We start from the raw sequence: 14,710 nt of genomic DNA, 5'->3' as shown, positions 1-14,710 counted from the left end.
GCTTACTTGCCAGCGTCAGCTTTGGTGTCGGTATAGCGGCCATAACTTTGCAGACGCTCGTAACGACGGTCCAGCAGGTCCTTCACCTTCAAGTCGCTGACCTGGCGGAAGGCGTCGTTGAGGGCGCGTTTCAAAAACGCTGCCATTTGCTTGTGGTCGCGGTGCGCACCGCCCACTGGCTCGTTGACGATTTTGTCGATGACGCCGAGAGCCTTGAGGCGGTGTGCGGTGATACCCAGGGCTTCCGCCGCTTCTTCGGCTTTATCGGACGTCTTCCACAGGATGGACGCGCAGCCCTCGGGGCTGATGACCGAATAGATGGAGTACTGCAGCATGACGACCTGATCGGCCACAGAGATCGCCAGCGCGCCGCCCGAGCCGCCCTCACCGATGATGGTGGTGATGATGGGCACTTCGAGCTGGGCCATTTCGAAAATGTTGCGGCCAATAGCTTCTGACTGGCCGCGTTCTTCAGCATCAATGCCGGGATAAGCCCCCGGTGTATCGACAAAGGTGAACACCGGCAGCTTGAACTTTTCGGCGGTTTTCATCAGCCGCAGCGCCTTGCGATAACCCTCAGGCTTGCTCATGCCAAAGTTGCGCAAGCCGCGCTCTTTGGTGTCGCGCCCTTTCTGGTGGCCCAGCACCATGCAGGCGGTGCCGTTGAATCGGGCCAGGCCGCCGACGATGCTCAGATCATCGGAAAAATGCCGGTCACCATGCAACTCCACAAAATCCGTGAAGAGTTCGTTGACGTAGTCGAGTGTGTAAGGGCGCTCAGGGTGGCGCGCAATCTTGGTGATCTGCCAGGCGTTCAGGTCACTGTAGATGTCTTTGGTGAGCTGCTGGCTTTTCTTGGCGAGCTGGTCGATTTCCTCAGAAATATCCACAGCAGACTCGGTTTGCACGTAGCGCAGTTCTTCTATTTTTCCTTCAAGCTCCGCAATCGGCTGCTCGAAATCGAGGAAGGTCTTCTTTGCCATCTGCTGCTCCTTAATTCTGCTCGGCGCCCAACACAGGCAAGGGGTCCAGAGAGCGCCAAATATACCAAGTTGCCACGCTGCAATAGGGCGCCCAGGCGGCGGCCACTTCGCGCGCATCGCTGCGGCTGACGGACTCGCCTGAAAAATAGTTTTGGCTGATGCCGTTGATCAGGCCAATATCGTCAAGCGGCAGCACGTTGGGACGCCGCAAATAAAAAATCAAAAACATCTCGGCCGTCCAGCGGCCAATGCCGCGAATGGCGATCAGCTCGGCAATAATGGATTCGTCGTCCATCGCCTGCCAGTCCTTGACGTGGACCGTACCCGCATCAAAGTGAATCGACAAATCAACCAGGTACTCGACCTTGCGTGCGCTGAGGCCGGAGGCCCGCATATCGTCCACCTTCAGTTTGAGCACGTTGCCCGGCGTCATCTTGCGCGGCAAGGCGGCAAAACGGTGCCACACGGTTTGCGCCGCCTTGACCGAAATCTGTTGGCCCACAATGCTGCGCGCCAGCGTGCTGAAGGCATCGCCGCGCGACTGCAAGCAGGCGTCGCCAAACTGCGGAATCAGCCGTTTCATCACCCGGTCTTTTTTGACCAGGTGTTTGCAGGCATCAGCCCAGTATTCAGGTACGGAAGCGACGACCGGATCGGCAACGTCAGCCAGCTCAGCGCTGGCGGGTCCGCTTTTTACTATGTTTTTCATAGCGCACTACCGCCATCACCAAAGGGCAAACAGCCGAAAACACTTATAAAACACATCAAGATTGCACTTCCCACGTCGTCCCGGCCGGGGAGTCCTTGAGCACAATACCCTTGGCCAGAAGATCCTGCCGAATCCGGTCGGCCGCAGCGAAGTCTTTGGCTTGTTTGGCGGCCGCGCGTTCCGCAATCAAGGCCTGAATGCTGGCATCGTCCAGCCCGGCACCTGCCTGCAAAAACATCCCCGGCTCTCCCTGCAGCAGGCCAAGGCATGCGCCCAGGCTTTTCAGCAGGCCAGCCAACTCGGCAGAACGTGTCTTGTTGATCTCGCCAGCCAGCTCAAAAAGAACGGCCACTGCTTCGGGCGTGCCAAAGTCCTCATCCATCGCTGCCTTGAAGCGAGCTGCGTAGGGGTTGGTCCAGTCAATGGGCATGGTCGCCCCCGATGGCACCAGATCCAGCGCGGTGTACAGCCGCTTGAGTGCGCCACGGGCATCGTTCAGATGCACATCGCTGTAATTCAGTGCGCTGCGGTAGTGCGCGCGGACCAGGAAAAATCGCACGGTTTCCGCGTCGTACTTGGCCAGCACTTCCTGAATGGTGAAGAAATTGCCCAGGCTTTTGGACATTTTTTCATTGTCCACGCGCACAAACCCGTTGTGTACCCAGTAGCGCGCCAGCGGCTTGCCATTGGCCGCTTCGCTTTGAGCGATTTCATTTTCGTGGTGTGGAAACTGCAGGTCTGCCCCGCCGCCGTGGATGTCAAACGTTTCACCGAGGGTCTGGCAGCTCATGGCCGAGCACTCGATGTGCCAGCCCGGCCGGCCTTTACCGAAGTTGCTGGCCCACTGGGCGTCAGCGGGCTCGCTGGGCTTGGCTGCTTTCCACAGGACGAAGTCCAGCGGGTCTTCCTTGCCGTCCTGTACGGCGACGCGCTCGCCGGCGCGCAATTCGTCCAGCGACTTGCCGGACAGCTTGCCGTAACCGACAAACTTGCGCACGGCGTAGTTCACGTCCCCGCTGCTGGCGCGGTAGGCCAGGCCTTTTTGTTCCAGGGTGCTGATTACGTCCAGCATCTGCGGCACGTACTCGGTGGCGCGTGGCTCCAGCGTGGGTGGCTCGATGCCCAGTGCTCCGATGTCACGGTTCATGGCGGCGATCATCTCGTCCGTCAGCGCGCGGATGGTGATGCCGCGCTCAACCGCGCGCTTGATGATCTTGTCATCAATGTCAGTGATGTTGCGCACGTAAGTGACGCTGTAGCCGCTGGCTTTGAGCCAGCGCTGCACCACGTCGAACGCCATCATCATGCGGGCGTGGCCGATGTGGCACAAATCGTAAATGGTCATGCCGCATACATACATGCCGACCTGGCCGGGGACGAGGGGCGAAAAATCTTCTACGGCACGCGACAGCGTGTTGTAAATGCGAAGGCTCATGAAAAGTCTGGGTAGTCAGTCTGGCTGTATTTGCCGGGACTAGATGGGGTCACTGAAACGGGGGCAGGTCATCGCGTACATCGGCAAAGGCAAAAGCTGCTCCGAAAGGTCGATCACAAGAACGCAGGGTGATCGAGACTGGTAAAAAGGCCGCTTACCTGATGCCCGGGGGCCCGGCGTGCGGCATCCTAAACGATACGCTCAGATACAATCGCTCAGTATAGCCAGTCGGTGTTGCACCCCCGTACCGACTGACTCGCCGGCCCCATTTTTGCATGTTACGGTTCATCCCGGCCTTTCAACGCGCTACGAGGAAATATGCCCCAAACTGTCCCCTTTTCCAGCAAGCCCCTGACTTGCGTCCTGCGCTGGCTGGTTCTCACGGCGGCCCTTTTCGTCACGGCGGCGCATGCTGACGAATACACCGATGTGAATGATCTGGCCCGTGCAGGCAAGCTTCCAGAGGCGCTGGCAAAAGCCGAGCAATACCTTGCAGGCAAACCGCGTGACCCGCAAATGCGCTTTATCAAAGGTGTGATTCAAACTGAAGCGGGCAAGCCGGGTGACGCCATCACCACCTTTACCAAGATCACCCAGGACTACCCGGAGCTGCCGGAGCCCTATAACAACCTGGCTGTGCTGTACGCCAGCCAGAACCAGTTTGACAAGGCGCGTGCCTCGCTTGAAATGGCGATCCGCACCAACCCCAGCTACGCCACCGCTCACGAGAATCTGGGCGACGTATACGCCCGCCTGGCCAGCCAGGCCTACAGCAAGGCGCTGCAGCTTGATGGCAACAACGCCGCTGTGCCACCCAAGCTCGCCCTGATTCGCACGCTCTTCAGCGCTGAAAGCACCGTGCCAAAACGCACGCCGGGCAACCAGTCGTCGGGGCCTGTGACGACTCAGCCGCCGCCCGCCGCAGTAGCGCCTGCCCCTGCCCCCACTCCGGCACCCGCACGACCGGCCGTGGTGGTACCACCTGCTGCCGCTCCGGCCCCTGCCGTCACCCCAACCCCCACCCCCACGCCGGCGGATGCAACCTCAACGAGCGCTGCCGAAAAAGAAATCGAACGGGCCCTGCGCGCATGGGCAACTGCCTGGTCCTCCAAGGATGTGCCTGCCTACCTGTCCGCTTACGGCAAGGACTTCTCGCCGCCCGGCAACCAGTCGCGCAAAGCGTGGGAAGAAGACCGACGCAGCCGGATCGTGGGCAAATCCCGCATCAGCGTCAAACTCAGCAATGTGTCCGTCGCGGTCAAGGGCAGCAAAGCCACGGCCAAGTTCAAACAGGACTACAGCGCCGATGCGCTCAACGTGTCAAGCCGCAAAACACTGGACATGGCCAAGGCGGGTGATCGCTGGCTCATCGTCAGGGAATCCACCGGCAGCTGATACGGCGCGCACGGTCACACGCATTTGTCTGCGGCCTTTCATTGACACTTTTTCCTGACTACATGCAACGCGCCACGGCCGCTCCACTTGTCATGGCAATGTTTTTGCTGTGCAGCTTTGCCGCACCTGCGCAGACCTTGCCGCCGTCCAAAAGTGCGGCGGCACGCCCGGCCGCCGAGCAGCGGAAACCAACGCCACGCCCTGCCGCACGCGCCAAGGCCAGGGATGGAGAAGCCGAAGCCCGTTTGATAGAAATCTACAAGCTGGCAGGACAAGCCAAAAGCCGCGAGGCGCTGGCGCAGGCCGAGCGACTCGTTACCGATCACCCCAACTTTCAGCTGGCCCAACTTGTCTACGGCGACTTGCTGGCGGCCCAGTCGCGCCCCGTACGCACACTGGGAGATGTGCCCGGCACCACCGCCACGGCCAACGCCACCATGCTGGGCGATTTGCGTCAAGAGTCCCTGCTTCGGTTGAAAGCCCTGAGGGAACGGCCCGCGCCTGGCACCATCCCATCGCAGTTTCTGCAGCTTTCTGCACGCAACAAGCACGCAATCGCTGTCGATGCCTCCAGAGCGCGGCTGTACTTGTTTGAAAACACCGCCACCGGCTTGAAGCTGCTGGCCGACTACTACATTTCCCTGGGGAAATCAGGTATCGAAAAAATGGTTGAGGGCGATCTGCGCACACCCTTGGGCATCTACTTTGTTACCAGCAATCTGGACCCCAAATCGCTAAAAGACTTTTATGGCTCCGGCGCACTTCCTATCAACTACCCCAACCAGCTCGACGTCAAACGCGGCAAAACCGGCAGCGGCATCTGGTTGCACGGCACACCGCCTGCGCAGTTCTCCCGCCCGCCGCTGGCTACAGACGGCTGCGTGGTGCTGGCCAACCCGGACCTCGAACGCATCATCAAGACCGTAGAGGTACGCAGCACACCAGTCGTGATCGCGCATAGCCTCAAATGGGTGGCCGCAGACAGCGTGAAAACCGACACCCAGGCTTTTGATGCAGCCCTGCAAGCCTGGCACAAAGCCAAATCGACCGGCGACATAGCGACGCTTACCAGCCTGTACACCACTGACTTCAACAGCTACGGCAAAACGCTGGCCGACTGGACTGTGCAGCAGCGAACTGAAGCAGAAAAAATGCGGGGACGCGCGGTTCAACTGAAAGACCTTTCTTATCTGCGGTGGACGGACAGCGGTAGCGACACCATGGTGGTAACCTTTGGCGAAGTGGTGGCCGGGGCGCGCTCGGGCCAGGTCCGGCGTCAGTACTGGGTGCGTCAAAGCCGCCAATGGAAAATATTTTTTGAAGGAGTGGTTTGATGAAATCAACATCTTTTGCAAGTGGCCGCCGTGTATGGCTGGCCGTCGCTGCATTTAGCCTCATGTTTGGACAGGCCATGGCTCAGAGTGCGCCGCCCAAAGTCAAATTCGCAACCAGCGCAGGTGATTTTGTGGTCGAGGTGTATCCCGACAAGGCGCCCAAGACGGTCGAAAACTTTCTGCAGTACGTTAAAGACAAGCACTATGACGGCACCGTGTTTCACCGGGTTATTGAGAACTTCATGATCCAGGGCGGAGGCTACGACGCGAAGTATGCCGAAAAGAAAACCCGCGCACCTGTTCAGCACGAAGGCCGTGAGGCACTGTCCAAAGGCGGTGACAAAAACGTGGTTGGGACGTTGGCCATGGCACGCACCAACGACCCCAATTCCGCCTCGTCACAGTTTTTCATCAATGTCAAAGACAACGACTTCCTCAACCCCAGTGCCCAGGCCCACGGCTACACCGTGTTTGGCAAAGTGGTCAGCGGCATGGACGTGGTCACCAAAATCAAGGCCACACCAACCGGCCCGGGCGGACCTTTCCCAAGCGACGTGCCCCAAACACCCATTCTTATCAACTCTGCAACCCTCATTAAATAAGCACCATGACCAATCCAAAAGTAGAACTCCACATCACCGGCCACGGCGTCATCACCCTTGAGCTGGACAAAGAAAAAGCACCAAACTCGGTTGCCAATTTTCTGGACTACGTTGCCAAGGGCCATTTCACCAACACCATCTTTCACCGCGTCATTCCCGGCTTCATGATTCAGGGCGGCGGCTTTGAACCCGGCATGAAGCAAAAGCCATGCGGCGCACCCATCGCCAACGAAGCCAACAACGGCCTGAAAAACGAAAAGTACACCGTCGCCATGGCCCGCACCAATGTGCCCGACTCGGCCACCGCGCAGTTTTTCATCAACGCATCCGACAACGGCTTCCTGAATCACACCTCTCCCACACCTTCCGGCTGGGGTTATGCCGTGTTTGGCAAAGTCGTTTCGGGCCGCAATGTGGTCGACGCGATTGAGGCCGTGCAAACCGGCAGCAAAGGCGGCCACAGTGACGTGCCCAAAGCCGACGTCGTCATTGAAAAAGCTGTTGCCCTGAGCTGAGCGCGCCCCGCTTGTGATCAGTCCTGCAGCCTTGCCCCACATTGCAGAGCTGCAGGCGCCCTCTTCCTGGCGCAGCGTTGATTTCATTTCTGACCTGCACCTGCAGGCCAGTGAACCCGCCACATTCGACGCGTGGAAAAACCACCTGCTGAGCACACCGGCGCACGCTGTGTTCATGCTGGGCGACCTTTTTGAGGTCTGGGTCGGTGACGACCTTGTCACCACCGACACCTCGGGCTTTGAGGCGCAGTGTGCACGGGTGCTGCAGCAAGCTGCGGCGCGACGGCCGCAGTTTTTCATGCATGGCAACCGGGATTTTCTGGTGGGCCAGCCACTCATGGCCATGTGCAAAACCGCCCTGCTGGATGATCCCACCGTTCTCATTTTTGCGAATCAGCGCTGGCTGCTCAGCCACGGTGACGCGCTTTGTCTGGACGACACGGCCTACATGACCTTTCGTCAGCAGGTTCGAAGCCCGGAGTGGCAACAGGACTTTTTGGCCAAGCCACTGGCAGAGCGGCAGGTCATCGCACGCGAGTTGCGGCAGCAAAGCGAAGCGCGCAAGCGGTCCGGCGCCGACTATGCCGACGTTGACAGTGCTGCAGCCGTGCGGTGGCTGCAAGCCGCCAAGGCACCCATCCTGGTTCACGGCCACACCCACAAGCCGGCCACGCACGACCTCGGGCAGGGCTTTAGCCGCGTAGTGCTCAGCGACTGGGACCTCTGCGCCACGCCACCGCGGGCCGAGGTGTTGCGCATCAGTGCCAGTGGCATGCAGCGCCTTCCCCTGGCCTGAGTCCACTGCATGTTTGAGTGGCTGAGGCGCTGGACGACGGGCAAGGTGGCAGAACATGCCATTCCTGATGCCCTGTGGCACAGCACGCTGGCCCGCTACACATTTCTGGCTCAGCTCCCTGCAACGGAGCAAGACCATTTGCGTGTGCTGAGCAGCCGCTTCCTGGCGCAGAAGGAATTTCATGGTGCCCAGGGCCTGGAAATAACCGACGAAATCGCTGCCAGCATCGCGGCACAAGCCTGCCTGCCCATCCTGCATCTGGGGCTGTCCTGGTATGACGACTTTGTCGGCATCGTGGTCCACCCGGGCGCCATGGTGGCGCGTCGTGAAATGACCGATGGCTCGGGCGTGGTGCACCGCTACACGGAGGTACTGGCTGGCGAGGCCATGGAGCGCGGCCCGGTAACGCTTAGCTGGCAGGACGTAGCCGCGGCTGGCGAGCCCGCCGGGCGCGGCTACAGCGTGGTGATCCATGAGTTTGTGCACAAGATCGATATGCGCGATGGCTATGCGGATGGCTGTCCACCCCTGCCCTCACGGGCGGCCCATGCAGCGTGGCGCGCCGTGATGCTGCCCGCCTATGAAGCCTTTCGCGAAAAAGTCGCCATGGCCGAACGCTTTGGCGGCGAGCCCACATGGCTGGACCCCTACGGCGCTGAAGCGCCCGCAGAGTTTTTTGCGGTGGCGTGTGAAGCCTACTTCGTCAGCCGGCAACGCTTCGCGGAGGAGTTTCCGGCCCTGAGCGCCCTCTTTGACAGCTTCTTCAAGCGAAATTCGAGGCTTGCCCTTTAACCGCGGGAATACTTTGCTATTGAATCAATAGCAATTTGTTTGAGCAGAAACTGACTCGGTTTTTTTACAGCCCGTTTAACCCCGTTACGCCAACTCGTTCGTTTCAGTCAGCTCCACTACTTTTTATGGAGATGACATGCAATTCAAACTTCTTGGCCTTTCAGTCGCGCTGGCCGCGTGTGCGTTCACCACTCTTCCGGCTCACGCCATTGGTCGCCTGGCCGACGTCACTGTTGTAGACCGCGAGTCGGGCGCAACGCTTCCCACCCACTACCACCGCGGTGAATACTGGGTTGCCGGCAGGCCGGGCGCACGTTATGCCATCTCCGTGCGCAGCAAGATTGGTGAGCGGGTGATGGTGGTGGCCGCAGTTGATGGCGTCAACATCCTCAGCGGAGAGACCGCAAGCTGGGATCAGACCGGTTATGTGTTTTCACCCTACGAACGCTACCAGATCACCGGTTGGCGAAATAGCAACAGCGAAGTCGCGGCATTCGAGTTTTCCGCAGCCAGCGACTCCTACGCAGGCCGCACGGGGCGGCCCGATCATGTAGGTGTGCTCGGTGTTGCGCTGTTCCGCGAGCAACGGCCTGAACCCGTCGCCGTGCCCGAGTATTCCAGGCGCAGCGAGTCACGCCAGGACCAGGCAGCAGCCAACCAGAGCCGCGAGATCCCAGCTGCACCCGCAGCTGCCGCGCCGTCTGCAGATGCCCGGGGATCCAGTGAAAGCATGGCCCGTTCAGCACCACCCTCGCCGACAGCCAAGCTGGGCACCGGCCATGGACAGCGCGAGACCTCCTTGGTCTCGCACACCAGCTTCGCGCGCCAGCAAACGCAGCCCAACGAGATCATCCGCATTCGTTATGACAGCTTTGAAAACCTGGTCGCCAGTGGCGTGATTCGCAAACCCGCCCCCTATCCAGCGGTACCCGGACCCAACGCATTTCCAAACTCGGCCAGCACTTCCTATGTGCCGGACCCACCGGCTCGCCACTACTGATCGGAATTTCTATCGGGATAATGGAGTGGATGCCGGATGCCGCCCCATTACCTGAAGACACCGACGAGTCGCTGATGCTGCGTTATGCCGCCGGCGACATCGCGGCGTTTGACACGCTGTACGGGCGCCATGAATTGCGCCTGTGGCGCTATTTCCTGCGCAGCGTGCGCGTGCAGGCAGTGGCTGATGACCTGATGCAGGACGTCTGGTTTGCGGTGGCGCGCCAGGCCACGAGTTATGAAGTCAAGGCGCGCTTCAAGACCTGGCTGTTCACCATGGCACACAACCGGCTGGTGGACTACTTTCGGACCAACAAACATCATGTGAGTTTGAACAGCACGGAGGGGGACGACGACGGCCGGCTGATGGATACACTGGCCGCCGACTCGGGCTTTGGCCCGCTGCGGCAGCTGCAGTCGCGCGAGCAGGCCGCAGCGCTTATAGCGGCCGTGGAGCAATTACCGCCCGATCAGCGCGAAGCATTTTTACTGCAGGCAGAAGGCGACATGAGCGTTGAAGAAATTGCCGCCGCTACCGGCGTGCGCTTTGAAACCGCCAAGAGCCGCCTGCGCTACGCACGCAACAGTTTGCGGCAGCTGCTACAGGAGTTTGCATGACCGACCCACGCCCTGCCGATGAATTGCTGCAGCGCTACCAGGAGGCCAGCGCACATGACACGCGCCGCCCCGCCAGCAGTGTGCGCGACGCTGCCCGCGCCCATGCGCAACTGATGACCGCCTCCCGCGCCGCGTCCCCGGCCGCCAGCACCCAGGCGCCGCAGACTCCCGCAGCCAACCAGTCGCGCTGGAAAATCTCACTGCTGGCCAGCATTGCGCTTGCAGGCATCACGGGCTTGCTGGTGCTGCAATTTGACCGTGGTACGCCCGATGAACAGGAGGCCGCTTTGGGACGGCCCGCCCCTGCCGCGTCACTACCCATGACATCACCTGTTCCGCCACCGTCGCAGTCGCCGCCGGTTGCTATGAGCGAACAAGTTTCACGGTCATCACCCGCCACTCCGCCGCCGAAATCTGCGTCTGAAACAAAAAACCCATCTGCAGCAACCGGGGCCGATGCTGGTATGGCACGCGATGAGCAAGCAGCTGCTAAATCTACTGCCAAAAACGCGCCCGCAGCGGGGCCTGTGGAATCCGCACCCGCTACGCAGACGGGCAATGCCGCGCCCAACGACGCTGCCGCTGCAGAGACCCTGAGCGCGGCACCAGCACCAGCACCAGCACCAGCACCAGCACCAGCACCAGCACCAGCAGCGGCGCCGATGCAAACCATGCCCTCCGTCCGAGCAGCACGGGCGCCTGCTGCGGCGGCGGCTGACGCCTCCACCGCGATGCAAAAGAGCGATAAGGTTGAGACACCGCCGGCTCGACTGGAGAGCGCGACCGGCGCAGGATCAAGTGCTGGAGAACTCATCGCCGCACTGCACGGCGCAGCGCGAATGGGTCGCCTTGCCGAGCTTGAACGCCTGCTACAACAAGGCGCACCCATCAACGCAGTCGACGGTTCGGGTAGAACGGCCCTCATACTCGCTGTCATTCATGGCCACGCCCCGGTGGTTCAACGTCTGCTGACACTGGGAGCCAACAAATCCGTGGTGGACAAGGAAGGGCTTGGCGCCCTAGACTACGCACGGCGCCTGGGCCTGGAGCGTATGGTGAGTCTGATCGAAACGGGCCAATGAGGGAGTTTCAAGGGGCATAGGGAGCAAAAATAGCCGTTAGCCCTTTAGCTACGCCCATAGCTTGCTACTGAATCAGTAGCATCTGGCAAGCCCCCGCCCACCCGCGCGCTGAATAAAGTCATGCCTTCGACTAGCGGCCCGGCGCCGCATCCGCACGCCTTTCCGCTCATCCATCATAGAAGCAGCGATCAGCGCTTCAGCAGCGCCTTCAGCACGTTGTGCACACGGCGGGTATGGGCCGCGTCAAATGGCGCGGCCAGTACTTTGGCCGTGTCCTCGCCCCAGGTCTGCGCCGGAGTGGGATCATGGCGCTTGGTCAGCAGCACCAGTTGCAGCATGCGGCGCGCGCTGATGTGTTCTGCGGGCGTTGGCAACTCTGCCGCAATTTCCAGACGCAGCAGCGACTCGGCAGCGTCGCCTTTGGGCGCCGATGACAAGGCCTGTACCCACGCATTGCGTGTGGCCGGTGTTGCCAGCTTGCCCAGTGCCTGTGCATTGGGTACCAGAGCGGGGTCGCGCTTTTCCCAGGCCGACAGCAAATCAGTGAGCACCTCTCCATGCGCTTGCTCGGCAAGTTTTCTCAATGCGCGCTGGGCATGCTCGAACGCTTCGCGCTGGGCGCGGAACGCGGCGTCGCCAAGGCGCGGGCCACGTTCTTCGTAGGCCGGGCGCTCGTTGAAGCGGCCGCGGTCTTCGCGCTCTGCGCGATAAGGTTCAAACTTGTTGTCGGCCGGGCGTCCGCCGCGACTATCGGGCTTGCCCCCACCGGGTCGGGCATCCTTGCGATCGCCAAATTTGCCGCCGCGGCCTGCTTGCACAGGTTCGGCTTTTTTCAGGCCCGGACGGTCATCGCCACGCATGGCCACCACCGGCTTGACCGGTTTCGGTGGCGCAGCAGCGGGTGCTGGTGCTTCGGGTTCTGCAGATGTTTCGCCGGCGCTTTCAGCGCTTGCAGCGGTCACAACTTCTTCGTCTGCGGCAGGCGCAGCGGGCGCGGCGGGCGCTGCATCTTGTGCGGGCTCCGAAGCATCCGCTATCATTTCAGGAGCTGGCTGCGCCGGTGTTTCCTGGGCTGAGGCCTGATTTGGCTCTGAACTTTCGGCATCGGCTGCTTCCGCATCGGCTGGAGCTGCTACTGGCGCAACAGGCGCAACAGGCGCGGGCCGCACGTACTGGCCACGCAGTCCGGCTTCCAGATCAGCCATCGCGGCGTGGATTTTTTGTGCATCACCTGTCGCGTTGGCGGCGTCCAGCGCTTTGGACAGCTCAACCACCAGGCGGTCATGCTCGCCCAGCGCCGATGCTGCCTTCTCGCGTTCAGCCGTCTTGCGCTGAAAAGCGTCGTCAATCGGCTTGCGGAAGGCGTCCCACAATTTTTGCTCCTGCTTGCGCTCGATGGGTACGGCTTGCGCCTCATGTTGCCAGCGCTGTTGCAGGTGTTTGACCGCGTCAATGTGCAGTTGCGGCTCGGCGCCCAACACCTGCGCCTCTTCAATCATGGCTTTGCGGTGTGCCAGGCTTTGCGCACGGGCCGCCTTGAGCGGTGCATCAGCGGCGTCCATGGCGGCCTTCCAGACCGGCTGGATTTCGGCAAAAGCCTTTTCGCCAAGGTGGCCGGCGGCCGTCCACTTTTCAACAAAGCCATTCAGGCTGCGAATCTGGAACTTCCAGTCGGTATTTGCCTTGTTGGCCTCGGCCCAGGCCAGCACTTCATCGATCAGCTTGCGGCGCTCGGCCTTGACGGTCTCTGTCTGTTCCTTGACTTTTTCCAGCCAGGATTCAACCACCTTGTGCGCTTCGTTGCACGCGTCGTCAAAGCGCTTCCACATCGCGTGGTTAGGCGTCCCGCCCTGATCGCTCGTTTTCCACTGCTCGCGCATGGCGCGCAAGGCATCCTGCTGCTTGCGCCCGCCCATGGGCTTGGCCACCAGCGCCTCAGCCTTGGCAACCAGCTCTTCACGAATCTGGTCGGCACGCCAGCGCTGCCAGCCTTCCAGCTCGCCGGCGGCGGTCAACGCCGCATGCGCGGCTGCTTCGAGCGCGTTGTCTATATTGCGGATGTTTTCTTTGAGTGCCTGGCGCAAGTCCGCCGCAGCCTTGGGTGTGGCTTTGCCATGACCATCGCCCACGGCCTGCTCCAGATTGGCCAGCGCGGCTTTAACAATGGCGGTGGATTTGGCGCGCATTTCCTGCAACACAGCCGGATCCAGCTTGGCCTTGGGCGCACGCGCGTGCTTGTCGCCTGCTGCGCCATCGCCCGCCTGCAGTGTGCCGCGCGCACTGCGCAGTTCGTCAGCCCACACCGGCACTGCCGGCAGCGGCGCAGCGGCGTCTTCGGCGGCTGCCACGGCCAGTGACAGCGCCCCCTGAAAAGCCTCCCACACGGCGAGCAACTGGCCACGCGACGCATCAAGCTGCGGCGGAAACTTGGCATCCACGCTGGACCAGTTATTGTCCTGCGCCAGTTCGTCGGCCTGAGCTTGCCAATGCGTCACGTCGGTACGCAGCGCATCCCAGGCAGCCTGCGCGTCGCGCCAGGGCTTTGTCGACAACACTTCAACCCGCTGCGCCATCAGCACAGCGGCCTCACGCTGCACCTGCACGCGGTGTTGCAGGTCCTCAATGGTTTTTACACGGTCAGCAAGTTGTGCTTTCAGCCCGGCCAGCGGCTCGCGGGACAAAGGCGCGCCCGCTTTGGCGGCGTCACGCTGCCACGCCAGTGCGTCGGCCAAGTTGAGTTTTTTCAGCGCCAGCAAGGCATTGCCTTTTTCAGCCCATTCAGCCGCTACCGTTTCCTGGCTTTTGAGGCGCTTGGCTTCGTCCAGCTTTTCTTTAAGCGGCTTGGCTGCGCCCTTGTCGCGGTTGGCCAGGTCTTTGTAGACCTCGGCCATCAACTCGGCTGTCGGCTCCGTTGCCAGCCACTCGCGAATGCGCGTCGTCCGCTCGCCAGAGGTAGGCGCAGAAAAGGCGCCGCCGGTCAGCCCATCCAGCGGGTGGGTATCGGGCTGTTTGGCTGCAGGTGTTTTCACGGCGGGGGTTTCGGTCTTGGGAGATTTGGACATGAGGGAACGCAGCATATATATAGAGTGAAAAGAAAGCGAGGCTTTCTGGGGAAAAAATCGGGACTTGTCCGCCTGCGTGGATTTCGGATCAACACCAGGCGCAAAGGCAGGACAGGTAAAAAAATATGGGAGCGGCGGATCAACCCGCAGCCCCGACTCAAGCCTTCAGTGAGGTCACCCTTAACCTTTAATGATGTCGGGGCGAGGCACTGCTAATAAAGCACTGCAGGTATTTTCGCTGTTTTTAAGGACCATCCGCGCAGCCATTCATCCATGGCCGCGGATTTCCCAAGCGCGGTGACGACAAACTCGCAACAGACAAGAAAAAACCCCGGGCAGCGAGCCGACCGGGGTTGACGGCGGGCGTGATGCTCATGCCGTCGGGTTT

The 14,710-nt window shown here is 61.0% G+C and carries 13 protein-coding genes; 9 read left to right on the top strand and 4 right to left on the bottom strand.

All coding sequences use genetic code 11. The features are described from left to right. Positions 1-2: 2 nt before the first annotated feature. From VE934_RS02060 to cysS, 3 genes are read right to left on the bottom strand one after another with little or no spacing between them, the layout of a single operon-like run. Positions 3-983: an acetyl-CoA carboxylase carboxyltransferase subunit alpha gene (locus tag VE934_RS02060; protein WP_324883829.1), complete on the bottom strand. Its 981-nt coding sequence runs from the start codon at positions 981-983 to the stop codon at positions 3-5. Between the two features lie 10 nt (positions 984-993). Then, positions 994-1,692 (bottom strand): DNA-3-methyladenine glycosylase 2 family protein, encoded by a 699-nt coding sequence (locus tag VE934_RS02055; protein ID WP_324883827.1) that lies wholly within the window; start codon positions 1,690-1,692, stop codon positions 994-996. A gap of 55 nt (positions 1,693-1,747) precedes the next feature. Continuing rightward, positions 1,748-3,127, bottom strand: a complete 1,380-nt coding sequence (gene cysS / locus VE934_RS02050; protein ID WP_324883825.1) for a cysteine--tRNA ligase — start codon at positions 3,125-3,127, stop codon at positions 1,748-1,750. A gap of 318 nt (positions 3,128-3,445) precedes the next feature. Here cysS and VE934_RS02045 point away from each other — a divergent pair, with 318 nt between their 5' ends. The 9 genes from VE934_RS02045 (at position 3,446) to VE934_RS02005 (ending at position 11,260) form a co-directional block, all read left to right on the top strand. Then, positions 3,446-4,522 carry a L,D-transpeptidase Cds6 family protein gene (locus VE934_RS02045; RefSeq protein WP_324883823.1) on the top strand — a complete coding sequence of 359 codons (1,077 nt, stop codon included), beginning with the start codon at positions 3,446-3,448 and terminating at the stop codon, positions 4,520-4,522. A gap of 62 nt (positions 4,523-4,584) precedes the next feature. Then, positions 4,585-5,856, top strand: coding sequence for a L,D-transpeptidase family protein (locus VE934_RS02040; RefSeq protein WP_324883821.1), 1,272 nt, complete (start codon positions 4,585-4,587; stop codon positions 5,854-5,856). Next, the gene (locus VE934_RS02035; protein WP_414693798.1) at positions 5,856-6,458 is read left to right on the top strand and encodes a peptidylprolyl isomerase; all 603 of its coding nucleotides are present in this window, start codon (positions 5,856-5,858) and stop codon (positions 6,456-6,458) included. Before VE934_RS02040 ends, VE934_RS02035 begins: the two co-directional genes overlap by 1 nt. A 5-nt stretch (positions 6,459-6,463) precedes the next feature. Continuing rightward, a complete protein-coding gene (locus VE934_RS02030) occupies positions 6,464-6,973 on the top strand; it encodes a peptidylprolyl isomerase (RefSeq protein WP_324883819.1) in 510 nt (169 codons plus the stop codon). A gap of 31 nt (positions 6,974-7,004) precedes the next feature. Beyond that, the gene (locus VE934_RS02025; RefSeq protein WP_324883817.1) at positions 7,005-7,769 is read left to right on the top strand and encodes a UDP-2,3-diacylglucosamine diphosphatase; all 765 of its coding nucleotides are present in this window, start codon (positions 7,005-7,007) and stop codon (positions 7,767-7,769) included. Positions 7,770-7,778: 9 nt separating this feature from the next. Beyond that, a complete protein-coding gene (locus VE934_RS02020) occupies positions 7,779-8,561 on the top strand; it encodes a M90 family metallopeptidase (RefSeq protein WP_324883815.1) in 783 nt (260 codons plus the stop codon). Between the two features lie 136 nt (positions 8,562-8,697). Next, positions 8,698-9,561 (top strand): hypothetical protein, encoded by an 864-nt coding sequence (locus VE934_RS02015; RefSeq protein WP_324883813.1) that lies wholly within the window; start codon positions 8,698-8,700, stop codon positions 9,559-9,561. Between the two features lie 29 nt (positions 9,562-9,590). Then, complete coding sequence (locus VE934_RS02010; protein WP_324883811.1) at positions 9,591-10,178, top strand: sigma-70 family RNA polymerase sigma factor; 588 nt, start codon at positions 9,591-9,593, stop codon at positions 10,176-10,178. Then, positions 10,175-11,260, top strand: coding sequence for an ankyrin repeat domain-containing protein (locus VE934_RS02005; protein WP_324883809.1), 1,086 nt, complete (start codon positions 10,175-10,177; stop codon positions 11,258-11,260). Before VE934_RS02010 ends, VE934_RS02005 begins: the two co-directional genes overlap by 4 nt. A gap of 188 nt (positions 11,261-11,448) precedes the next feature. Here the strand turns inward: VE934_RS02005 and VE934_RS02000 are convergent, their stop codons facing one another. Beyond that, the gene (locus tag VE934_RS02000) at positions 11,449-14,322 is read right to left on the bottom strand and encodes a DUF349 domain-containing protein (RefSeq protein ID WP_324883807.1); all 2,874 of its coding nucleotides are present in this window, start codon (positions 14,320-14,322) and stop codon (positions 11,449-11,451) included. Positions 14,323-14,710: the final 388 nt, after the last annotated feature.

It is taken from the genome of Polaromonas sp., assembly GCF_035638815.1.
In the GTDB taxonomy this organism is placed as follows: Bacteria; Pseudomonadota; Gammaproteobacteria; order Burkholderiales; family Burkholderiaceae_C; genus Polaromonas.
The sequence above is the reverse complement of the archived record's forward strand: the minus strand, read 5'-3'. Positions and strand labels throughout refer to the sequence as shown.